Source organism: Prosthecobacter sp., from assembly GCF_044227185.1.
Classification (GTDB): domain Bacteria; phylum Verrucomicrobiota; class Verrucomicrobiia; order Verrucomicrobiales; family Verrucomicrobiaceae; genus Prosthecobacter.
Genome location: NZ_JBGAFO010000017.1, coordinates 72277 through 94595, shown reverse-complemented (window position 1 = coordinate 94595; position 22319 = coordinate 72277). Strand labels below are relative to the sequence as shown.

Genomic DNA, 22319 nt, shown 5'->3' with positions numbered 1-22319 from the left:
AATCGGCGAATGTTATCCTGATGAAACGTCTCTGACGAGCTTTTGATTGGGGGATTAGAACGTTCCGGCGGCCTTTCTTCCTACCCAGAAAAGGCCCATGAGGAACACCAGCAGGCCCGCCCAGGCGGGGTGGGACCAGAGCTGCAGGCGGCGCTCCTGCACGGCGGGTTCGGGAATGGCGGAGATGGCGGCCAGGACGGCGGCGGGGTGGCTGGCATCCAGCACCTCGCCTTTGGTGAAGCGGGAGATCTCGCGCATGACGTCGAGCCGGGCCGGCTGGCCGCGCTTTTCACGGCTGGTGCCCTGGATGGAAATCTTGGTTTCCAGGGATGAGCCTGCCTCGGCGCAGCTGAGCTGCACCACGTGCTCGCCGGGTTCCACGGGGGTGAAGATGCCGTTAAACAACCCCCAGGCCTCCTCACCGGCGGGCATGAGGCGGATGCTGCTGACCTTGCCGCTGGGAGCGGCGATTTGTGCCATCACCACTCCTTCGCGCAAAGGCTCGCCGGTGATGCTCATGACGTTGGCGTTGAGCGTGAGGACGTCTCCGGTGCGGGGGCGGTCCGGGGAGTAGAAGAGGCGCATTTTGTCCCCGCTGCTCATGTTGCGCTGGTAGGCCATCCAGCGCACCACCTGGCCCCAGAAGCGGTAGTGGTATTTGTCCTCCACGCCTTTGCGCCAGCGCCAGGCGCCGTCCGTGCCCATGAAGAGAATTTTGCCCGCGCCGTAGGTCTTGGTGACGATGAGCGGCACGCGCCCAAACTGGTTGGACTCGGTGCCGTGGGTGGCCAGCACCTCGGTGCCGGCCTTGGGACGCAGGGCAGGGGCATACCACTGGAAGCCGGGGAGGCTGGCCCACACACGGGCGCTGGCCTCGTCGCTGTCTTCGAGCTTCGTCAGCAGGCTGTGACTGCCGGCCTCCGTGAGGGCAAACTTGCCCGGCGAGGAAGAGCCCCAGCCGCGGGGCTGTGCGGCGTCCCAGACCACCGGGAGGAGATCCGCCAGGGGGGTCTCCTGTAGCGTTGATTGGAAGCCATGAAAGCCCGGCATGAAAACCAGGCCGCCCGCCTGATCGCGCACGAGCTTTTGCAGGGCGGTGCACTGATCCGCGGTGAGCTGGCCTTTGGCGAGACCGACATCGCCGAGAAAGACCACGTCGTATTTTGTCAGCTCTTCTTCTTTGGGGAATGTTTTCAAATAACCGCGGCCTTCACCGACCTTGCCGAGGCCGGGATGCAGCAGCAGGCAGCTCACATCCACGCCGGGGTCGCGCTCCAGCGCATTGCGCAGGTAGCGGTACTCCCAGCGCGGGAAGGATTCGATGACGAGCACGCGGAGCTGCTCCTTGCGGATGGAAAGGGGCGCCTCCTGCGAGTTGTTTTCCGGGTAGCGCTCGCCGGGTGTCTTGGGAATCGTGAGCGTGAGCTTCACCTCACCGGGCTTGTCCGGCTTCCAGGCGATGGCGTCCTGAAAGCGGCTCATGGCCGGCAGCGTGATCTCCTTGGTGACGATCTCGCCGCTGGAGGATTTCATCTCCAGCACAATGGCTTCATCGCGCGGGAGCGAGCTGTCGATGGTGAAGGGAATGCGCAGCGGCTTGCCGGCGACGGCGAAGGTGGGCACGTCAAAGCTGCTGAGCTCCACATCCGGCAGGCGCGTCTCCGCGCCAGTGGGCACGGCAAACACGGGCACCTCGCGCATTCGCAGGCGGGTGGTGGCCTGGGAGGGCGCGACGCCGGTGTTCCAGTCGCCATCGCTGATGAGCACCACCGCCTTGAGGTTGGGCTGCTTTTCCAGGACGCCTGCAAGAGCCGCGTGAATGTCCGTGCCTTCAATCGGCGGTGTCTGCGATGACGAGAAAGGCTCGATCACCACGTCCATGCGCTGCTGCAGCGGCGCCCAGAGCTTGGGATCAATCAGGGGTTCGGCGAGTTCTTCGCGCGAGAGCGGCTCCGCAGTCGGCTTCGTCTTGTCGATGACGTCCTTGGTCGTCATGCTGCCCGAGACATCGTGCAGCACCGCGAGCGTGGGCCGCGTCTGCGGCTTGAAGGTTTCCAGCCACTCCGGCTGCAGCAGAGTGATGGCGATTCCGAGGGCAATGAGGAAGCGCAGCAGCTCCAGCCAGCCGATGATGGAACGGTAGCCACTGCGACGCCAGGCCATGAAGGCCAGGCCGCCCATCGCGACGACAAACGCCACCCCGACGCCAAAGGCGGCAGGCGTGGGATTGAAGACGAGCTGGGATGTGGTGGGGTTCATGAATAAATCTTTCTCCTCCTCCTCCTACTCATACTCTTGCTCCCCGGGAAGGGATGGATGGTGGTTGGAAATGAGCGGGCATGAAGTTTAGGGAGTAAGAGGAGGATTTAGTGGGTGGCAGGGATCTGTTCGCGCTTCGCCGGCATGCAAAGCAAAGCCTCGCCGAGCAGGGCGACGGCCATGATGAAGAGGAACGTGCGCCAGATTTCGCTCGCAAGGCTGGCGTTGTTTTCCACCTGGTCTTCGATGATGTGGTAGTCGAGGCCGGTGAAGAGTTCCGCGATGGCGGTTTTGCCCAGTGTTTCAGGAGAATCTTCGCTCAGGGGACGATTCAGCGCAACGAGGCGGTCCGCGTTGGTGACGATGCCGGCGCGCAGCGGCTGCTCGGAGGTGAGCACGGGCTGGCCGTTTCGCTTCCAGGCGCTCAGCTCGCCGCTGCCGAGGGAGGAGGGGCCGGCCTCGCGCTGCTGCGCTTTGCCGAGGCTGCGCGCACCCTCATTGAGCGCGCGGTGCAGCATCGCGAACATCACCACCCCATCACGCGCCAGGCTGGAGGAGCCGGACCCCGGCAGCGTGCCGAGGAACCACGCATTGCCATCGCCAGGAAGGTCCGCACGCATGAGCAGAGGGAGGTTGCCAGTCAGTCGCGCCAGAGGCGTGCCTTCACCTAGGATCTCGCAGCGCCGGGTGATTTCGAGATCGCCTACGGGCAGGGCCGTGCCGCTGCGGGTGTTGGCCAGAAGGCCAGTGTCATTGCGCCACCATTCCACGCTGGCGGGCTTGCTCTCGGTGGTCCACGCCCCCCAGTGCAAGCCGCCAAAAGCCTCCCCAGTGGCGGATTCAACGGGCAGGAAAAGAAGGCTGCGGCCGGTGGCGAGGTGGTTGGTGAGCTGCTTCGCGATCAAGTCATCCGCCTTCGGCAGAGGGGCATGCCAGATGATGAGCGCGACATCATCCCAGGGAATCTCCGCGGCGCGTGCGGCTGGCAGCACGGTGGCGGCGTATTTGCGCGTGGGGTCGGCGGCGGCTTCCAGCGCTGCCTGCAGCGGCGCGGCCTCGGTTTCATCATCGCTCACGATCACGGACTGCAGCACGGCGGGTTCATCAAAGACGAAATGATAGACGTTGTCCGCAGGCGAGGTGTCGGCGGGAAGTTCCACACGGCCCCAGCCACGCTTGGTGGTCTTGTCGATGGGAATGGCGTGGCCCTGCATCACGAGCTGGGAGTCTTTCATCTCCACCTTGATCGTGGTGCTGACATCATTGATCACAAAGCGCAGCGGCAGCTCCAGCGGGTCGTGTGAGGAGGCATCACGCGTGATGCGGAGGTCCAGCAGCACCTCGGCCTTCCCGGCGGTTTCATTGCGCATGACGCGCTGCACGGAGACGGCAAGGTTTTGCGCCGGCGGCTGCGCGTAGGTGAGCAGGTGAAGACGCAGCCCCTTCAGCGTGGTGAAGGCGCTGCGCAGCGCCTGCCACCGTCCGCTCGCGGCGTCCCAGTCGCTCTGGCGCAGATCGCTCAGCACCCAGACATCCGTGCGGCCGGTTTGGTTTTTGGTGATGTAGTCCAGCGCACCCTGCAGCAGCGCCGGCACATCGGCCGCGGTGTCCGTGGGGCCTGTGAGAGGCAGGTCGATGAGCGACTCCGGCTTCTCCAGCAACTGCGGCTGCAGGTGGCCGTTTTCGATGAGCACAAGCTTTGAGCGCGTGCCCACCGTGTCGCGCAAGGCCTGCGAGAGTTTGGCAATGCCAGCCGTGCGTTTGCTGGTGCCGGTGGCGAGGTTTTGCTGCTCCATGCTGGCGGAGCGGTCCAGAAGGATGATGATCGTGTCCGGCACGCCGCCCGTGAGGCCGAGCAGCCCACCGGCCATCGGGCGGGTGATGACAAACAGAATCGCTGCCACGGCCAGCACACGAAAAGCGAGAATGAGAATCTGCCGCAGCCGCGAAAGGCCCTTGTTCATCCGCTGCGCCATGTGCAGAAACATCATCGCCGCCCACTTCACCTGACGGCGCCGGTACAGGTGGATCAAATGAATGATCACCGGCAGCGCCGCGAGCGGCAGGGCGAAGAGCAGCGCTGGAACGAGGAAGGTCATGGGTTGTGCTGATCAGGAACCAAGGACCGCAGGTGCTTCAGTTGCCGGCGAACCCTCCATTGAACGAGACCCGTGGCTAGAAATACGAGGCTGATAAACAGCAGAAGCCAGAAGTCTTGGGGCTCCGCCAGGAAAGCCAGACTGAGCAGCCCAAAAAATCCCGCCATCAGCGTTATCACCATGGTCGTCAAAACAAACTTGTCTGAATGGCGCATTTCACGCTGAGCGCGTGCGAAGGCTTTCTCAGGCATCATCCCTTCTTCCGTGGTGAGGTGTGAGGAGTCGGGCTCTGCAGCTCTGGCGGATTGCTGTCGATGATATATTTCCTCCGCAATCATGAACGCCAGGATGAAGGCGGCCAGGAGTGACGACGTCATCGGCCACCGGGCGCCCTCCTCCTGAGCCCGCCACTTCAAGATGCCTTCGACCAGGCTCGCCAGGTTCTGCACAAAGATGCAGGCAAGCAAGGTGGAGCGTTGTGTGCCTCGCCTTCGCCAGATCAGGCATGCACAGACCATGCCTCCAATGATGGTAATGATTCCAGCCGGGACGTAACCGACAAGGCCCGGGTTATCCCAGCCGAAACCCAGCATCATGCCGCCTGAGGCGAGCAAAAGAATCACCAGCAGCATTTCGAAGAAATTGAACCAGGCGAATGACGAGGCTTTGGGCGGTGACATCCTTGGGTTCATCACCGTCCCCCTTTCTTCTGAATGCGCGCCAGAAGAAATCTGGCGAGCACGTCATCATACTTTTCGTGCAGCTTCACGCGGTGGTAGTCCATCCCGGTGGTGCGCACGAGTTCGTCGATGTCGTGGATGTACTGCCGCACCGCCTCACGGTAGTTGCGCGCGATGAGGCTCGGGTCCGCCAGCACCGCTTCACCGCCTTCCATGTCGATGAAGCGCGCGGGGCGGTCGAAGTCGAAGTCGAGCTCCTGCTGGTCGAGGAGGTGGAAGACGGCGATGTCGTGTTTGCGAAAGCGCAGGTGCTGGATGGCGGACTTGAGCTCGGCGGGCGGCACGAAGAGATCCGAGAAGACGATGACGAGGGCGCGCTGGCGGATTTTTTCAGCGGCGTCGTGAAGTGCCGTAAGCAGCGTGGTGCCGCCGACGGGCTGGAGGGTGGACATCTGGTCCAGCACCAGACCGAGGTGCGAAGCCCCGCGCTTGGCGGGGATCTCGACGGGTTTTTCCGCGAGGCTCCAAAGGCCCACGCCATCACCCTGCTGCGCGGCGATGTAGCCCAGCGTGCCGGCGAGCTTGCGGGCGTACTCAAAGCGCGTGGCTCCAGCCGGGCCGTAGTTCATGCTGCCGCTGGTGTCGATGAGGAGGCAGAGGCGGAGGTTGGTGTCGGCCTCGAATTCTTTGATGTAGAAACGGTCGCTGCGGCCCCAGGTGCGCCAGTCCAGGCGTCGGATGTCGTCGCCTGGGACGTATTTGCGATACTGCGCGAATTCCAGCGATGACCCTCGCACGGGACTGCGGTGCTTGCCGGAGACGCCACCGAGCATGGCCTGGCGGGCGTTCAATGGCAGCGCCATCAGGCGGGAGAGGACCGCCGACTCAAGAAAGGAGCGAGAAGCCTCAGCCATGATCGCCACCCTCCCATTTCGTCCTCGTCCTCCTACTCGAACTCGTCCTCGATCCTTGCGCTCTCGCTACACCCGATGCGTCATCAAATCGATCCACCAGCTTCGTCAGCATGCTCACAATCCGCACCAGCATCGCCTTGCCTTGCTCGATTCGCTTCGACCCACACGCTCGTTTGGCCACAAGCGCATCTAAACAAGCGGCGCACTCAGTCGTCGAACCTCTCGCATCGTCGAAAAATCGGGCGCGAAGCTGACTGACTCGTTTGCCGTTTCCCTCGGCGGTGTTGAGAAGCTGGGAAAGACTGGCGCGGTCAAGCTGATCGAGCACTTCAGTGAGCCGTGCCGTCTTCTTCTCGCGCAGTTCGTCAAAGAGATCTGTCAGCCACGAGATAAACTCGAGTTCGAGCTGATAGACATCGAGCTTTTCGTGGTCAAAGAGGGGGGCAGACATGGCGGGGCGGATTGATCGAGGACGAGTTCGAGTAGGAGGACGAGGACGAGTCTGCAAAGAAAATTACCCCGCCTTCGCCAGCTCATCCACCAGCCTCTTCGCCACATCCCTGCTGCTCACCCCGTCGCTCTCCGCCGTAAACGTCGTCATCACACGATGCCTCAGCACCGGCTCCGCCACTTCCATGATGTCCTCCAGCCGCACCATGTAGCTGCCGTACAACGCAGCGCGCGCCTTGGCACCCAAAATCAAATACTGCACCGCACGCGGCCCGGCGCCCCAGCTCACCAAAGGCTTCAACCACGCAGGCGCCTCGCTGCTCGCAGGTCGCGTTTTGCGCACGAGATCGACGGCAAACTCATAAATATGATCCGGCACCGGCACGCGGCGCACCAGATCCTGGAAGGCAATGACCTTGGGGCCGTGGAGGATGTGCTCCAGTTTCGGCAGGCTCATGCCCGTCGTGCTGCGGGCGATGGCGATTTCCTCGGCGCGGCTCGGGTAATCCACCCCGATCATGAACATGAAGCGGTCGAGCTGGGCTTCCGGCAGCGGATACGTCCCCTCCTGCTCGATCGGGTTCTGCGTCGCCAAAACAAAGAACGGGCTGTCCAGCGTGTACGTGCGGCCGGCCACTGTCACCTTGTGCTCCTGCATGGCCTCAAGCATGGCCGCCTGGGTCTTGGCGGGCGCGCGGTTGATTTCGTCGGCCAGCACGATGTTCGCAAACACCGGGCCTTTGGCGAACTCAAAAGCGCGTTTGCCGCCGGGCAGCTCCTGCAGGATGTCGGTCCCGGTGATGTCCATCGGCATCAGGTCCGGGGTGAACTGAATGCGGCTGAAGCTGAGGGACATCGTCTCCGCCAGGCGGGAAATGAGCAGCGTCTTGGCCAGGCCGGGCACGCCCATGAGCAGGGCATGGCCGCGGGCAAAAAGACAGATCGCCAGCTGCTCGACGACCTTGTCCTGGCCGACGATGATTTTCTTCAGCTCCTCGCCGAGCTGGACGTAAACTTTGCGAAGCTCATCAATGGCGGCGACGTCGTCTTGCGGAAGCGGAGTGTTGGACATGGTGATTTTTTAGGAATGCTGCCACATGGCACCAGAAAAGCGGTGCTCTGACAAGTGCGGCGTGTGTAAATAAACTATCAACGCCGCAGAAACTTGGGCTTGTTTATTCCCGCAGCAGCGTCTGCACATGGTGAGTCACGGCGCTCGCGAGCCCCTGAATGTTGTAGCCGCCCTCCAGGATGGACACGAGCCGGCTCCCGCTGTGGGTTTTGGCAGCTTCGAGCAGGAGCTTGGTCAGCGCCACAAAGTCCTCATCGGTAAGCCGGAACTGGCCCAGCGGGTCGTCGATGCGAGAGTCAAAGCCCGCGGAAATGAGGATGAGATCCGGTTTGAAGGCGTCGATGGCGGGCAGCACGAGGTCGGTGAAGGCGGCGCCGAGGGTGCTCATGCCGGTGCGGGCGGGGAAGGGGAGGTTCAGCGTGCAGCCCTGGCCCTTGCCGCTGCCGGTTTCGTTGGCGTGGCCGGTGAAGGGGTACAGCGGGCTCTGGTGCGTGCTGCAAAAGAGCACGCTGCCGTCTTCATAGAAGATGTCCTGGGTGCCGTTGCCGTGGTGTACATCCCAGTCGATGATGGCCACTTTCTGCGCCCCATGCTTCTGCTGCGCATGCCTCGCCGCGATGGCGATGTTGTTAAAAAGGCAGAAGCCCATCCCCTGCGCAGGGCGGGCGTGGTGTCCGGGCGGCCGCACCGCGCAGAAGGCGTTCGCCGCCTTCCCGGCAAACACCGCATCCACCGCATTCAAGACACCCCCCACCGCCTGCACCGCCACGTCATAGGACCTGGCACAAATGGAGGTGTCCCCGGTGCTGAGATCGTCCAGGCCGGACTCGACGTCCTTTTTGGCCGTGGCGATGTAGCCCCGGTCATGGCATAGCGCCAGTTCATCCACGGTCGCCGCACGCGGCGCGATGACCTGCGTCCTGCCCACCAGCCCCGAATCCGTCAGCGCCTTCGTGACCGCCACATGCCTCGCGATGCTCTCCGGATGCCCCGGACCGGGATCATGCTGCTGGTAAATGGGATCGAGGAGCAGGGCCGTTGGCATGAGTTTACAAGAGTTGACGATTGTTGACGATTGTTGACGATGCTTGGCAGTGGTTTGCCAAACAACTGCAAACCACCGCCAACCATTGCAAACAATCGCAAACTTCCCCCCCCTCAGCGTTTGCCAAAGAAGGCGGCCAGATTCTGCAGGTCCCTGCCTTCAGCCGGTTTCATGGCGCTGGTGATGGCGGCGTCCTGGATGGCGATGAGCTCTTTGATGCCTTTGCGCCCGTGCTCAAGCATGGAGTGAAGCTGCGCCTCGGTGAAGGTGGCCTCTTCCCCGCTGCCCTGGATTTCCACGAACTCGCCGTCTTCGGTGAGGACGAGGTTGCTGTCCACATCCGCGGCGGCGTCCTCGGTGTAGCAGAGGTCGAGCAGGGTTTCGCCATTGACGATGCCGACGCTCACAGCGGCGATTTTCTTTTTGAGCGGCTGGCGGGTGATCTTGCCTTTTTCCAGCAGGCGGTTGAAGGCCACGGCCACGGCGATGCAGGCGCCGGTGATGGCGGCGGTGCGGGTGCCGCCGTCGGCCTGCAGCACATCGCAGTCCACGCAGAGCGTGCGCGGCCCCAGTTTTTCCAGATCCACCACGGCGCGTAGGCTGCGGCCGATCAGGCGCTGGATCTCGGTGCTCCGGCCATCCGGTTTGCCGCGTGAGCTTTCACGATCTTTGCGTTCCAGGGTGGAGTAAGGCAGCATGGAGTACTCGGCGGTGAGCCAGCCGCCTTTGACGTTCTGCACCTTCATCCAGCGCGGCACTTCTTCATTGATGCACGCCGTGCAGATGACGCGGGTGCTGCCAAAGGCAATGAGGACGGAGCCCGCGGCGTGCGGGGCGACATCCAGTACATAATCGATTTTGCGGAGCTGGTCGGCGGTACGGCCGTCGGTTCTGGGCATGGCTTTGCTTAGCACGAAGCCGCGGTGCGCCAAAGCCTTTTATAAGCTTGTGCTGAAGCGATTGAACAAACGCCGGAGAGGTCCCGTCGAAAGGTACAACTCAATTGGCATTCGATATGCTAAAGGCAGATGACAGTTCAAACTTAATCTCCATGACGCGCTTTCCCCGCCCTGGCTGCTGGTTCCGTTTCACCCCGACGGATTGGAATTTCATTCGAGACACCCTGGCGCTGACGGAGCGCGGACGAGAGGGCTTCAATGCGATGATGGACGACCCCGAGGCGGTGCCGATCATCCTGGACAATGACAAGCTCTTTGACGCGGCGATCCTTTCGCGCAAGGCGGCCATGCTTTCCCCGGAGCTCTTCTTCTTCATCGTGGTCCGGCATTCGCTGAAGGAGTTTGGCATCAAGGAGCTGGCGGTGGCGGACTACATGGCCGTCGTCTGCGCGGACTTCGGCTGCTCGCCCACGAAGGGGCCGGATGACATCAACCACAGCATCGACAGCCTGTACAGCGTGGACTACCTGGAGGCGATTGAGAACGCGAGCCGCCATCACAAGTTCTTCCTGCACGTGCAGTGCGCGAACCAGTTCCTGGTGCTCACCTGCCTCTACCCAGACTTTCTCCACCGCCGTGCGGAGCGGCGCGGCGCCCCGGATGTGGACTACTACGAGCAGGTGGTGGTGAGCCATCTGGACGCCGCGCGCAAGCACGTGCTGGCGGATGAGTTTGCCATGGAGGAGACTTTTGAAAAAGTCGCCGAGTGCTTCCCCCCGGCCCGCAGGGCGCTGAACCACACCGTGCGCGAGTACCTGAGCCTGGGCCAGTAGGCCACTCCCGCACTACAGAGACGTGGTCTTGCTGGGCTCGATCCGCGGCGGAGCGGGAGAGGTGGTGAGCATGATGGCGATGTCCTCACGCCCTTTCCAGGTGCTGCGGCACCACTTGTTCTGCATCCCGCGCATGATGTCGGCCGCCACCTGCCGGCGGCCGATGGTCACGGCGAGAAGGCCGAGGTCGCTGCGAAGTTCGTAGCTGTCAGGCCACTGCACCACGGCGGCACGGATGGCGCGTTCCACAGTGTCGAGATTCAGGCGTGGCTGGATGTCAGGGAAATCGCCGTCGGCATAAATGTGGCGCAGCATCTGGGCCGCGAGCCCGCCTTTGTTGCTGGTCTGCAGTTCTTCGACGATCGAGGCGCAGATCTGCCGGCCCGTTTCGCCGCCTTTGACGAAGCACTGGCCCAGGACGATGGCGAAGGGGGCGTAGTCGGGGTATTTGCGCAGCCCCTCTTGAAACACAGGCGCGATTTCCTCGGGCGGACGGCCGGTGATGGCCTGCAGACGCAGCATGGTGTCATACCAGGCGGGGCTGGTCTTGGGAATGTCCTGCATCAGTTCCAGGCCCCGGTCAGCCGCCTGGCGGATGGTCGCAAAGGAGCCGCCGTTGTAGGATTCGAACAGGGCGTAGTGAAAAAGGAAACGAGCTTCCGCGAGCCGGGCGAAGGTGGAGCTGGGTTTTTGCTTCTGCCAGAGGCGGATGGCGTCATGAATCTCGCGCCAGGCGCTTTCGGATTTGGCATCCTGGTCCAGCGGGCACATGGCATCCATGATGATGTTCAGCGCCCAGTCACCGCCGGAGGTTTGCAGCTCGCTGCTGTTGATGGCGTTGAAGAAGTGCTCCAGCCGTTCAATGTTTCCTTCGCGCAGGCGCAGCACGGCCATGTGCTCGATGGCCTTGCGCTGCTGCGGGCCGTCAAATTCATCCCGCTCATGCGGGAAGTGGGTTTTCCCCACCACCTTCAGGCTCATGGCGGCGTAAAGCATGCAGCAGTGCTCATGGTAGCGCAGGTTCTCGCGCACCCAGGTCATACCGCGATCCTCCGCCAGCATCATGGCGTAGGGAAACTGGGTCTCGATGAGCTCGATGGCAGGCGCGGCTTTTTTGACGTCCCCATAGTAGAGGCAGGTGTAGGCCTTCGCCAGCAGCACCGCTCCCGCATCGTGGTAGGCCTTGTACTTCTGCGCCTGCTCCCAGGTTTGAAAATTGGTGATGGAGGCGGAAAGCCGCGAGCCTGCGGGAATGGCCGTCTTGAGCGCGTCATCCATGTCCTCCAGGTGCTTGGGGTTGCGGCTGGCGTACCAGTATTTGGCCGCGGCCTGCAGGTTGTCATGCTTGGCCCGCTGATCTGCGGTCTTGGATTCACGCAGCGCCTGCTCAATCACCTGCGACGGGAGCTGTTGGGAAAAAGCACTGGAGACCCCTCCGAGCGGCAGCAGAAGACAGGCACGGAAGAACAAGCACGACAGGGCCGGGGGAAAAGCCAAAACGTTCATTATGGAAATTATATAGCCTCCATTGAGCCTGTCAATCCACGCGGGCTTTAGACAGTGTTTGAAATCCTGCTGCAATGGCGGCTCAAAACGCCTTTGGAGCGCGGGCCTCCGAGCCCGCAGCACTCCGCTGCATGCAGCCGCTCCGCTTTTCCTTTTCATTTTCTCACAGTCCCTCCAGTGGCGCCGCTCAGCGCACTCTTGCTTGCCTCCTGGCTGGAGCCACCGCCTGCCTCCGGGCGTCTGCGATCTGCTGAGAGCTCGGAATCCCGCGCTTGATCCCAGAGGGATCACAGCCGGTAGCCAGGGATAAGCTCGCGTAGTTAGCGCCATCCCTGGAAAGGAGCGTCCTTTCCGGAGAGCAAACCCATCGCTTTCTTTGCACACCGCGCCCTCCAGCAGCGTCTCACCGCCCCCGCCGCAGAGAGCCTGTGCCTCCGCCACGCGCAACACACACCTCTGCCTGCACAGCACCCCATCCGCAGCAGTCGATCAAATCACCCTCAATAATCCATCGAACCCTAAGAGGCTAAACAAGGGTCACCGGCTCTCACACACCCGTTTTCAATATCCGTGGTTTGCACCCCTCACTCCAGACCCGTTTTCCCACGCTGCTCGGCTAGCTTGCCCTTCAGCGTGGCAAGCTCTTCTTCCAAATCGCCGATCTTCTTCTCCAGCACAGCGCAGTACTTCGCGGGATCCCGCTGCTGCAGCCGCTCGAGGAGATTGAAAAGCAGCACGACCCGCCACACCCGGGTCCAGAGACCGCGGAGGCGGTAGGCGCGCAGCAGTTTGCCCGCGCGCAGCATGCGGGTAAACCGGAAGGCATTCAGCACCCGCAGGAAGGCCACCAGCGGAAGCAGGATGATGACAAGATTGATCCAGTTCTTCAGGCAGTAGCTCAGCTTGTCCGGCGCGGCGGCGACCATCCAGAGGAACTCCATGGTGAAGCCGATCCAGATGACGCAGGTGGTCAGGTGCGTGGCCAGGGCCATGCGGGGATGGTTCTCCAGCGTCTCTCCAGCGGTGAGCTCGGCGCCGAGAACGGGCAGCACCAGCAGGGTGAGAACCACCATGGGCAGTGCCAGCTTCTGCTCCAGCCGCTCGGAGGTTTCCTCGCCTGTGGGCTGCCAGCCGACGCGAGGCAGCCACAGCCAGCCCTCAGGTTTGCTGCTGGCGGTGATCATGCGCAGCGGAGGCAGAAATACGGTGAAGAGCAGCCGCCTGAGACGATCTGGCAAGGCATCCGGGGTGGCGGAGAAGCCCGCGATGCCTTCAACGACAACGATGATCCAGAGGGTGATGAGCAGCGGAACAAACAAGGGCCGGGCCATCAGCCAGTCGCGAAATTCCACGCCGCTGTCGCCATGCGGCAGTACCAGGCCCAGCAGGACGAGAAAGGCGGTGGCGACGACGAGCATGAACCCCTGGCGGAAGGCACTGCCCTGGGGAGCCGGGCTGGAGATGCTCGATGCTGCGCTCATGTTCGAGACAAGATAGAACCAGCCGGAAGAAGTTGGCAAGATCAGGCGCCGCCCAGGGCGTAGCCCACGCCACGCACGGTGCGGATGAGCTTTTTGTCGCGGTCCTTGTCGATCTTGGAGCGCAGGCGCTGGATGTACACCTCCACAAGATTGGTTTCGGGGTCCATGTTGTAGCCCCAGACATGCTCGTAGATCTGCATGCGGCCAAACACGCGTCCGGGGCTGCGCATGAGGTGCTCCAGCAGTTCAAACTCACGCGTGCTCAGCTCGATGTCCTCTCCGCCACGGCTGACTTTGCGCTCAAGCAGGTTGATGCAAAGATCATCCACCCGCAGCAGGTGGCTGGAATCCCCGGCCTTCCGGCGCACCACCGTGTGGAGGCGGGCGGCCAGCTCTTCGACGAAGAAGGGCTTCGTCATGTAATCATCCGCGCCGAGGTTCAGACCCTCGATTTTTTCTGGCAGCGTGGACCGGGCGGTCAGCAGGATCACCGGCACATTGTTGCGCTTCTCCCGCAGGCCGCGCAGGATGCTGAGGCCGTCTCGCCCCGGCACCATGATGTCCAGCACCAGCGCATCATACGGCACCGTCGTTGCCATCTCCCAGGCCTCATCGCCGTCGTCAATGGCGTCCACCTGGATGCCCTGCTCCTCCAGCCCCTTTTTGGCAAAGGAGAGCAGTTTGGCCTGGTCTTCGACGAGAAGGATGCGCATGCGCCGGACGATGCGGCTGGATGGCGGCTTGTCCACCGGCAGCTCTCAAAATGAGGAATGAGTAAATCCGAATCACGGGGGAATGACGAAGGCTGAATGACAAAACGTTCCCTTTCTGCTAGTCATCCCTATGACGCCGCTGCTGGCATTCCTGCATTTTTTCTCTTCGTCGCCCGCACCGGCGGCGCTGCCTGCGCAGGGAATCCAGGCTGCCGCTGCGTATTCAGCCGCGCACGGAGGGCATGCGTTCCTGGTCAAACAGAACGGCAAGATCGTCCATGAGGCCTACACAAACGGGCACACCAAGGGGGAGCCCCACCGCATCTACAGCGGTACCAAGGCCTTCTGGGGCCTGACGGCCTTCGCGGCGGAAAAGGACCACCTGTTTTCCATGGATGAGCGGGTGTCTGACACCATCACCGAATGGCAGGGAGACAAACGCAAGAGCCAGATCACCGTGCGGCAGCTTCTCGATTTCAGCCATGGGCTCGAGCCCATGTTCAGCCTGCATGAGAACACATTCAAGGACCGCACCGCGGCCTCCTTGAAGGCGGGAGCAGTGGCCACACCGGGCCGCTCCTTCATCTACGGCCCCGCCGCATTGCAGGTCTTCCATGAACTCCTGGCCCGCAAGCTCCAGCGCAAGCAAACACCCACGCGCTACCTGGAGCGCAAGGTCCTGGGCCCGCTCGGCCTCGGCTCGCAGCGCTACCTGCCGGACCAGCAAGGCGCCCCGCTTCTGGCCGCCGGCTTCATGCAGACCGCACGCCAGTGGTCAGAGCTCGGCACCTGGATGCTGAAGCACGAAGACGTCCTCATGAAGCTGCAGGGCAGCAGCGCCAACGCAGCTTTTTCGTTCGGGTTCTGGAACAACCACGCCGCAGGCTCCAAATCATGCCGCGAGGTGGATGCGGAGGCCACGCTCGATAAAAAATGGCAGCAGCAGTCCTGGCGCAACGCCTGCCTCTGCCGCGCCGCCCCGCCCGATCTCATCGCCTGCATCGGCTCCTACGGCCAGCGCCTCTACATCGTCCCGTCCATGAAGCTCGTCATCGTACGCCTGGCAAAGGATTCCAAGCCAAACGACGCGCAGCTCCTCCGGCTGCTCTTTGCACCAGGAAACTGACCTCACCGCCCAACAGGAATCGCGGCCGGTACAGCCCCAGGCGCTCCAGGGCCGGCGTTGGTGGCGTCCTCCGGCACCGGAATCGCCTTCCGGATCATCGTCTTGGACACACCGTAAATGAGCGTGCTCTGCTTCGGCCGCCACTGGTACCCGATGCCAAAGGGGATGATCGGAACCTCATGCGTGCGATAATATTCGGCCAGGTCAGCCTGATAGTGCTGCTTGAACAGCGCGATCGGGCCGGGGTACCACCCGAAGGCCTTCACATCCCACGTCTCCTTCGGAAAATCCTTCCACATGATGCCGGAGTCGTCCTGCGTCATGGTGTGGCAGTGGGTCAGCAGGTAGTCCCGGATCGCGTGAAACTCACTCAGGTGCATGAGGTAGGAGGCGGATTTCGTGAATCCGTTCATCACACCCAGTCCGTCGCAGAATCGGAGAAAGGAGGCGTCCTGCTTGAGCGCCCAGTCGGCGATGTTGGTGGAAAAATAGTACAGCGTCTGCTGCTTCCCCTTCGAGCCAAGGAAAGTGATGCGCGCCCCGGCCGTCTTGGTCGGCTTGTCAGTGACGACCTTGCCCGCGCCATCCAGCCAGATGTTTTCCACATTTTGAATGTAGCACCCGCAGCGCGCCAGGAAGACATACAGCACGGGCAGCGTCCCGGTCAGCTTCGTGGCCTGCAGGTCCTTCTTCATGTCCGCGGTGATGAAAAAGCTGAAGCTCAGCGAGGCATTGAGCGTGGTGCGCAGATTGCGCAGGGAGGAGCCCAGCTCTCCTTCGCTCAGCTTCGTCACATCCGGCGGCAGGCCCACCGGCTCCACGGCCGCCAGCACATAGGTGGAGGCATTGGGGAAAAAAGTGTACGCGTGCAGGAAGTCGGGGCCGCTGAAGACATACAGCAGCGGCGAGGGGTCGCTCACAGCCTCCGGCAGGCCCAGCGGCGCCCATTCGCGGATGGGGCCGAGCTGCCGCTCCTCCGCGTCCGCCCAGGTGGCGTCGAGTTCTTTGGCGTGGGAGTTGAACTCCCCACGCTGCGCGAGTCCCGCGAGCGCGGAGCCTTCCTGCGGCAGACCGGCCAGGAAACGAGCCTGCTCATTGGGCGTGGGTGGCTCCGCAAAGGCGGCTTGAGCCAGAACGAGCAGCAGAACGAGAGTCTTTTTCATGGGGTGCGTGGAGTACGCGGTGAGACGAAATAAACAATCCAGCCGAGCAAAATTAGCGCCATTCCCGTCAGCGTTTCTTGCGGATGTTTTTTGGCCACGAAAATCATCATCCACAGGCTGATGCCGAGAAACAGGATGGGCGTGACGGGATAACCCCAGCAGCGGTACGGCCGCGGCAGGTCCGGGCGGCGGATGCGCAGCACGATCAGCCCCACCACCGTGGCAAACGAACCAAGCTGGATGCTGAACTGCACGCAGGTCAGCACCGTCTCAAAGCTCGCCGTGAGCAGCAGCGTCACCACGATGGCAAGCTGCACAAACAGCCCGGCCACCGGCACACCACGGTCATCGCTCACCGCCAGCGGGGCGAGGATGCGGAGATCCTGCCCCATCGTTTTCATCACCCGCGGGCCCACCCAGGTCATGGCGCTGATGCTCGAGACGAGCCCCAGGCAGATGAGGCCTGACATGATTTTCCCGCCGGTATGACCGAAGATGTGGACCGCGGCCACGTGCCCCACGTCCAGCTTGCCATCCAGCTCGCTCATCGGCGCCACGTGCAGGAAAACCGCATTGAGCCCCAGGTAAAGCGCTGAGACCAGCAGCGTGCCCAGCGCGATCGCCAGCGGCACGTTTTTCTGCGGTTCGCGGATGTCTCCCACGATGTAGGTCGCGGCATTCCAGCCCGCATAGGCATACATGACGTACACCAGGCTCACCGCGAAGGAGGTGCTGCCGAGGAGGCTCACATCCCCGGTCTGTGGCAGGAAATGCACCGGTTGGGATTTGCCAAACCAGAACCCGGCGCCGATGAAGACGACGATGAGCGTCACCTTCAGCCAGGTGGCGGTGTTTTGAAACCGCGCGGCGATGTGGATGCCGCCCACATGGATCAACGTGACGATCCACACCATGACGAGCGACCACGTCGCCGCGGGGGCGGAGGGGAAGATGCTGGCGAAGTATTTGCCAAAGGCCATGGCCGCCAGCGCGATGGGCGCGGCGAACCCCACCGTCACCGAAAGCCATCCGGAAAGAAAGCCGACCGCGGGATGAAAAATCTGGGAGAGGAAGTTGTACTCGCCGCCGGAGCGCGGCAGCGCAGCGGCCAGCTCGCCATAGCACACAGCCCCGCAGAAGGCGCAGACACCGCCCACGAGCCACAGCATCAGCAGGGCAAAGCCGGAGGGCAGGCCGCCCACCTGAAAGCCGAGCGAGGTGAAAACGCCGGTGCCGATCATGTTGGCCACCACCACCGCCGTGGCTGTGATCAGCGAAATGCCCTGGGTGCGTGGGGTGCTCATGGGGGCGATGGCTACGCGCTCGGCGGCGGGGCGTCAACATGCCCCTTTGAAGGACGCAGGGATTGCGGACCACTTAATGTTGCCTTTTCGGCGATTGAGCCGTAGTATGTTTTCGTGAAGCCGAACTCACGCCGCCCCATCTTTTCCGCCAACATGGCTGAAAGCAGTGTGATCAAGCCTCTGTACCACCGGCTGGCGGCAAGCCGAGCTTAAGCGGACAACCCCTCTGCAGGGATTGTCCGCGCTCTTCCGCAGGTGCCAGACCCTGCGCCCTTCATCTCCAGCCCGCGCCTTCATGGCGCGCAGGCTCCGCTCTGGCCAGCCTCCTCCCGGCATGCGCGTCGCGGTGTTTCACCCTGCGCCGTACCGTGGGCTGCCCGTCTGCGCACGCATGCTGCAGCCAGGCTCTTTTTCCCCTCCTCTGACACATTCACACACAAATCTCTTCTCTCTTTTTATGAAACTATTGGAACGAATTTTTAACCAGGATGACAAACCCGTGCGCGTTGGCAGCGCGCTGGCCTTTGAGCGGCCCACGTGGCTGGTCACCTGTGTTTTCAAACGCCACGAAATCTTCGGAAAGGTTTTCACCGAAGCCACTTACGAAGTGGCGGCGCGGACCGGGGAGTCGGCACGGGAGTCCGTGCGCTCCTACGTGCTCCGCACGCACCCTGAGGACTGCATCGAGTCCCTCCACGCCGTCCGGCAGTGACGCCCTGATGCCCCCTCTGTGACGCCGCATTCATCATGCGGAAGGCTCCTGCCATCCCCGGCAGGAGCCGCTTCCGCCTGCCTTCGTCACAGGCATTTCACCTCCATCCCTTTCTCCATTTTTTCCTCCATGAGCACTCTTTCCGTACATCACTATGACCACGTCACCCTGCGTCCTCTCAATGAACTCGCCACATTGCACGAGTTCGACATCACCATCCAGGTGGTGCCTGGACATGAGGCCGATGCTGACAGTGGCCGCATCTCCGAGGATGCGCCCCTCGGCAGGGCGGTCCTGCGTCGTACGGCCGGTGAAAAAATCGACCTTCAAGTCGAAGGCCGCAGCCTGGCGATGCTCATCCTGGCTGTGCAAAAATCAGCAGGCGGGGCCCGCTGAGCCAGGGGCAGTTCTGCGCCCAAAAGCAGGGCTTGCAGGGGGCGAAAAAAGGAATTCCTTTTCTCCATGAAGACGACATCCTCACAATTATTCCGGGGGGTGATGTTGATCGCCGCCCTGCTGGTGCCCGCCACCACCTGGTGGGCTGGTTTGCGCTGCTACCGTGCGCAGAAAAACGCTGAGAGCGCCCTCGTCGTGGAGAAAAACGCGCAGCAGCAGCCGGACGCCGCGAAACCCCGGCGTGAAGCACCCCCCATCCGGCTGGATTCAAACTCGGTCGAGTTTACGCAGATGCCGGTGCTGCGCACCTCATGGAACGGCCAGACCGATCCGGACAGCGTGTGGCATGACCAGCACCACCGCGCAAACCTCATGCTGGTGAAGCATGGTCTCCCTGCGCTGGATGTGTCGCGCCCCGTCCCTGACAGCCCCGCCCAGCCCAAAACCCTGCGCATCGGAGACGAAAAATAAACGCAAATTCATCTTTGCCCCCGCAGTGGTGTTAACCTGCCGGGTTTCTATGTGGTGTGATTCAATCATCCACCACCATGAAACTCGCGCCTCTTTCCACCCTGGCCGCTCCCCTGAGCCAGCCGCCCCATCTGGCGGCTCCCGGCGTTGCCGCTCCTGCCGCAGCTCCGAACACCGAAGCGGCCAGCTTTGACTTTCACACCGTCACCTGGCAGGCGGACGGGTTTGGTTTTGACGCCACCAGCGGCGAGTTTTTCACCGCCAGCCCCACCGCGCTCCTGGTCATGCAGTCCTTGAGCGGGGGGATGGCGCGCGCCCAGATCCTGGACCGCATCACCGCGCGCTTCGAAGTCGCCCGCAGCACCGCGGAGCGGGACCTCGAGCTCTTCCTCGCCGAGCTCGTCCACATCGGCCTCATCAAGGAGCCGAACTGATTTCTGTCCATCCCAACCCCGCTTCATCCTCCCATGAATGCCTCCCCTGTCATCGCCGTCACCGGGCTTCACCGCGGTGAAAATCCCCAGCCCGGCTCCGCCGTCATCCGCAGCCTGCGCCGCGTTTACCCCGAGCTGCGCATCGTCGGTCTCGTTTACGATTCGCTCGAAAGCGGCCTCTTCAGCGAAGAAGACGCCCCGGACGCCGCCTTCACCATGTCCTATCCAGGAGCCGGTGAAGAGGCCTTCTGGCAGCGGCTGGACGCCATCCGCGAGATCGAACGCTTTGATGTGTTGATTCCCTGCCTCGATGCCGAAATGGGCCCGCTGGTGGAGGCTCCTGAAAAACTGCGCGAGCGCGGCATCCACGCCTGCCTGCCCAGCGCCGCGAGCTTCAAATGCCGCGACAAATCCAGGCTGGCGGAGCTGTGCGAGCGCACGCACTGCCGCACACCGCAGACCATTGCCGTGAACGACGTGAATTCGCTGCACCAGGCGGCGATGACGCTCGGCGGTAATGTGTTTGTGAAAGGGCGCTTCTATGAGGCCAGGCATGCCATCACCCCCGCCGCCCGCGAGGCCGCCTACTGGCACATGCTGGAGCAGTGGGGCGCTCCGGTGCTCGTGCAGGAAAATGTGCAGGGGGAGGAATACAACGTCATTGGTCTGGGAGACGGCCGCGGCCGCATGCTCGGCTCCTGCTCCATTCGCAAGATGCTCCGCACCTCCATGGGCAAAGGTTTTGGCGGCATGGTCGTGCGTGATCCGCAGCTCGATGCCATCGCGCAGTCCCTCATCGCCGAGCTGCGCTGGAACGGCCCGTTTGAACTCGAGTTCGTCAAAGCCGAAGGCCCCGGAGGCGAGTACTGCCTCATCGAGATCAACCCGCGCTTCCCGGCCTGGTGTGACTTCCCCTCCACCCTGAACTGCAACCTGCCCGCCGCCGCGCTGGAGCTGGCCCTCGGCTGGCAGCCGCGCGAGCCGCTGCGCCACGCCATCCCCGGCAAGTTCTTCATCCGCCATGCCATCGACATGACCGGAGACATCCGCGACCTCGCCGCCCTCACCACCAGCGGCCAGTTCTTCCGCCAGCCCCGCGAGATCATCCCCCACCCGGCCTCGTCCCGCGGCCTGTGAGCTAAGTCATTCGTCATTCGTCATTCCTCATTCTGGTTTCCTCATTCCCCCCTGCATCCTCCCATGCACCCTCTCCAAACCTACTCCCCCCCGACGATCACCCGTCATCTCAGCGGCCAGAACAGCGCCGCCAACCGCAACCGCCATGCCCACGGCCTCAACAGCAACGTCTGTGAACGCATCGATGGCGTGCCCGTGGCGGACCTCGCAGCGCGCTTCGGCTCCCCGCTCTTCGTTTTCTCCGAGCGCACCCTGCGGGAAAAAATCCAGCGCGCCCGCGAAGCCTTCGAAAGCCGCTATCCAAACACACGCTTCGCCTGGAGCTACAAGACGAACTACCTCAACGCCATCTGCCGCGTCTTTCACAGCGAAGGCTCCATCGCCGAAGTGGTGAGCGAGTTTGAGTATGAAAAAGCGCGCCGCAACGGCATCGCGGGTCGCGACATCATCTTCAACGGCCCGCATAAGACCCGCGCGGGCCTGGAGCTGGCCATCAGCGAAGGCTCGATGATCCAGGTGGACAACTGGGATGAGCTGCTGCTGCTCGACACGATTGCCAAAGAACAGAACCGCAGCATCGACATCGCCATCCGCTGCTGGCTTGATGCGGGCATTCAGCCGGTGTGGAGCAAGTTTGGCTTTGGCGTGGAAAACGGCGAGGCCTGGCGCGCCATCCGCCGCATCGCCGAGAGCAAAGGCCGCCTTCGCTTGCAAGGACTCCACACCCACATCGGCACCTACATCCTGGAGCCGAACGCCTACAAGGTGGCGGCGGAAAAGCTTGTCACGCTCATGGAGCGCTGCCGTGAGAGCCACGGCTGGTCCTTGCGCTATCTGAACCTCGGCGGCGGATTTCCCTCGCTCAGCACGCTGCATTACTCCTACCAGCCTGCCGAGCAGGTCGTGCCGCCCATCGAGAAATACGCCGAGGCCATCGCCGGTGTGCTGAACACACTGCCACGCGATCGCCGCCCGCGCCTCTACCTGGAAAGCGGCCGCGCTCTGGTGGATGAAGCGGGTTATTTGATCACGAGCATTGTCGCGGTGAAGCAGTCGAGCACCTCCGGCCCGATCACGCTCGCGGGCAAGGCCGCGAAAGCGCCCGCCTACATGCCGGAAGCCACGGGCGCCGCCTATGTCATCGATGCCGGCATCAACCTCCTCTACAGCGGCAACTGGTACCGCTTCAACGTGAAGCCCGCCAGGGCCCAGCGTGAAAGCGCGCAGCAGCCCATCAAGCTCTACGGCTGCCTCTGCATGAACATCGACGTCATTCGCGAGCAGGTCTCCCTCCCCGCCATGACCACCGGAGATCATCTCGTCATGCATCCCGTGGGCGCCTACAACATCACCCAGAGCATGCAGTTCATCACCTACCGTCCCGCCGTCCTCATGATCGGCCTCGACGGCCGCGTGGACATCATCCGCGAACGCGAAGACCTCGACTACGTCCAGCGCCTCGAACGCATCCCCCCTCATCTGCTATCCCCCTCGCACACCTAATCTTCCTCTTCCTCCTACTCCTCCTCTTCCTCCCTTTCCGGCTCCCCTTTCGTCCTCGTCCTCCTACTCGAACTCGTCCTCGATCCAGCCCCTCCGCACCCCTCCCTCGCCCCGCATCACCC

Annotated in this window: 21 protein-coding genes; 8 read left to right on the top strand and 13 right to left on the bottom strand. The window is 62.7% G+C overall.

Annotated elements, in window-relative coordinates; genetic code table 11:
* Positions 1 to 54 precede the first annotated feature (54 nt).
* The 8 genes from ACILSQ_RS28880 to rph form a co-directional block, all read right to left on the bottom strand.
* Complete coding sequence (locus tag ACILSQ_RS28880) at positions 55 to 2259, bottom strand: hypothetical protein (protein ID WP_395747172.1); 2205 nt, start codon at positions 2257 to 2259, stop codon at positions 55 to 57.
* Positions 2260 to 2366: 107 nt separating this feature from the next.
* On the bottom strand, positions 2367 to 4358 hold the full coding sequence (locus ACILSQ_RS28875) for a BatA domain-containing protein (protein ID WP_395747171.1): 1992 nt from the start codon (positions 4356 to 4358) through the stop codon (positions 2367 to 2369).
* On the bottom strand, positions 4355 to 5038 hold the full coding sequence (locus ACILSQ_RS28870; RefSeq protein ID WP_395747170.1) for a hypothetical protein: 684 nt from the start codon (positions 5036 to 5038) through the stop codon (positions 4355 to 4357). Before ACILSQ_RS28870 ends, ACILSQ_RS28875 begins: the two co-directional genes overlap by 4 nt.
* Positions 5039 to 5049: 11 nt before the next feature.
* Positions 5050 to 5952: a DUF58 domain-containing protein gene (locus tag ACILSQ_RS28865; protein WP_395747169.1), complete on the bottom strand. Its 903-nt coding sequence runs from the start codon at positions 5950 to 5952 to the stop codon at positions 5050 to 5052.
* Complete coding sequence (locus tag ACILSQ_RS28860) at positions 5945 to 6403, bottom strand: four helix bundle protein (protein ID WP_395747168.1); 459 nt, start codon at positions 6401 to 6403, stop codon at positions 5945 to 5947. The genes ACILSQ_RS28865 and ACILSQ_RS28860 overlap by 8 nt, the downstream gene beginning before the upstream one ends.
* 63 nt (positions 6404 to 6466) lie before the next feature.
* Complete coding sequence (locus ACILSQ_RS28855; RefSeq protein ID WP_395747167.1) at positions 6467 to 7474, bottom strand: AAA family ATPase; 1008 nt, start codon at positions 7472 to 7474, stop codon at positions 6467 to 6469.
* Between the two features lie 103 nt (positions 7475 to 7577).
* Positions 7578 to 8519 carry a histone deacetylase gene (locus tag ACILSQ_RS28850; RefSeq protein ID WP_395747166.1) on the bottom strand — a complete coding sequence of 314 codons (942 nt, stop codon included), beginning with the start codon at positions 8517 to 8519 and terminating at the stop codon, positions 7578 to 7580.
* A gap of 113 nt (positions 8520 to 8632) precedes the next feature.
* Positions 8633 to 9418 (bottom strand): ribonuclease PH, encoded by a 786-nt coding sequence (rph, locus tag ACILSQ_RS28845; RefSeq protein WP_395747165.1) that lies wholly within the window; start codon positions 9416 to 9418, stop codon positions 8633 to 8635.
* Between the two features lie 152 nt (positions 9419 to 9570).
* Between rph and ACILSQ_RS28840 the strand changes: the two genes are divergently transcribed.
* Positions 9571 to 10251: a hypothetical protein gene (locus tag ACILSQ_RS28840; RefSeq protein WP_395747164.1), complete on the top strand. Its 681-nt coding sequence runs from the start codon at positions 9571 to 9573 to the stop codon at positions 10249 to 10251.
* Between the two features lie 12 nt (positions 10252 to 10263).
* On the opposite strand, the gene ACILSQ_RS28835 is transcribed toward ACILSQ_RS28840, so the two are convergent.
* The 3 genes from ACILSQ_RS28835 to ACILSQ_RS28825 all read right to left on the bottom strand — a co-directional run bounded on the left by ACILSQ_RS28835 (position 10264) and on the right by ACILSQ_RS28825 (position 13951).
* On the bottom strand, positions 10264 to 11757 hold the full coding sequence (locus tag ACILSQ_RS28835) for a hypothetical protein (RefSeq protein WP_395747163.1): 1494 nt from the start codon (positions 11755 to 11757) through the stop codon (positions 10264 to 10266).
* 584 nt (positions 11758 to 12341) lie between these two features.
* Positions 12342 to 13238 (bottom strand): potassium channel protein - like protein, encoded by an 897-nt coding sequence (locus ACILSQ_RS28830; RefSeq protein WP_395747162.1) that lies wholly within the window; start codon positions 13236 to 13238, stop codon positions 12342 to 12344.
* Between the two features lie 41 nt (positions 13239 to 13279).
* On the bottom strand, positions 13280 to 13951 hold the full coding sequence (locus ACILSQ_RS28825; protein ID WP_395747161.1) for a response regulator transcription factor: 672 nt from the start codon (positions 13949 to 13951) through the stop codon (positions 13280 to 13282).
* 130 nt (positions 13952 to 14081) lie between these two features.
* On the opposite strand from ACILSQ_RS28825, the gene ACILSQ_RS28820 reads away from it, so the two are divergent.
* The gene (locus ACILSQ_RS28820; protein WP_395747160.1) at positions 14082 to 15077 is read left to right on the top strand and encodes a serine hydrolase; all 996 of its coding nucleotides are present in this window, start codon (positions 14082 to 14084) and stop codon (positions 15075 to 15077) included.
* 2 nt (positions 15078 to 15079) lie between these two features.
* On the opposite strand, the gene ACILSQ_RS28815 is transcribed toward ACILSQ_RS28820, so the two are convergent.
* Together ACILSQ_RS28815 and ACILSQ_RS28810 are read right to left on the bottom strand one after the other, a co-directional pair.
* A complete protein-coding gene (locus ACILSQ_RS28815; protein ID WP_395747159.1) occupies positions 15080 to 16240 on the bottom strand; it encodes a hypothetical protein in 1161 nt (386 codons plus the stop codon).
* Positions 16237 to 17544 carry an APC family permease gene (locus tag ACILSQ_RS28810; RefSeq protein ID WP_395747158.1) on the bottom strand — a complete coding sequence of 436 codons (1308 nt, stop codon included), beginning with the start codon at positions 17542 to 17544 and terminating at the stop codon, positions 16237 to 16239. Before ACILSQ_RS28810 ends, ACILSQ_RS28815 begins: the two co-directional genes overlap by 4 nt.
* Positions 17545 to 18001: 457 nt before the next feature.
* On the opposite strand from ACILSQ_RS28810, the gene ACILSQ_RS28805 reads away from it, so the two are divergent.
* The 6 genes from ACILSQ_RS28805 (at position 18002) to ACILSQ_RS28780 (ending at position 22197) form a co-directional block, all read left to right on the top strand.
* Positions 18002 to 18256 (top strand): hypothetical protein, encoded by a 255-nt coding sequence (locus tag ACILSQ_RS28805; protein WP_395747157.1) that lies wholly within the window; start codon positions 18002 to 18004, stop codon positions 18254 to 18256.
* A gap of 129 nt (positions 18257 to 18385) precedes the next feature.
* On the top strand, positions 18386 to 18652 hold the full coding sequence (locus ACILSQ_RS28800) for a GreA/GreB family elongation factor (protein ID WP_395747156.1): 267 nt from the start codon (positions 18386 to 18388) through the stop codon (positions 18650 to 18652).
* 102 nt (positions 18653 to 18754) lie between these two features.
* The gene (locus tag ACILSQ_RS28795; RefSeq protein WP_395747155.1) at positions 18755 to 19123 is read left to right on the top strand and encodes a hypothetical protein; all 369 of its coding nucleotides are present in this window, start codon (positions 18755 to 18757) and stop codon (positions 19121 to 19123) included.
* Positions 19124 to 19200: 77 nt separating this feature from the next.
* Complete coding sequence (locus ACILSQ_RS28790; RefSeq protein WP_395747154.1) at positions 19201 to 19557, top strand: PqqD family protein; 357 nt, start codon at positions 19201 to 19203, stop codon at positions 19555 to 19557.
* Positions 19558 to 19590: 33 nt separating this feature from the next.
* Positions 19591 to 20694, top strand: a complete 1104-nt coding sequence (locus ACILSQ_RS28785) for a biotin carboxylase (RefSeq protein ID WP_395747153.1) — start codon at positions 19591 to 19593, stop codon at positions 20692 to 20694.
* Positions 20695 to 20757: 63 nt separating this feature from the next.
* Positions 20758 to 22197 carry an alanine racemase gene (locus tag ACILSQ_RS28780; RefSeq protein ID WP_395747152.1) on the top strand — a complete coding sequence of 480 codons (1440 nt, stop codon included), beginning with the start codon at positions 20758 to 20760 and terminating at the stop codon, positions 22195 to 22197.
* The last annotated feature ends 122 nt before the right edge of the window (positions 22198 to 22319 follow it).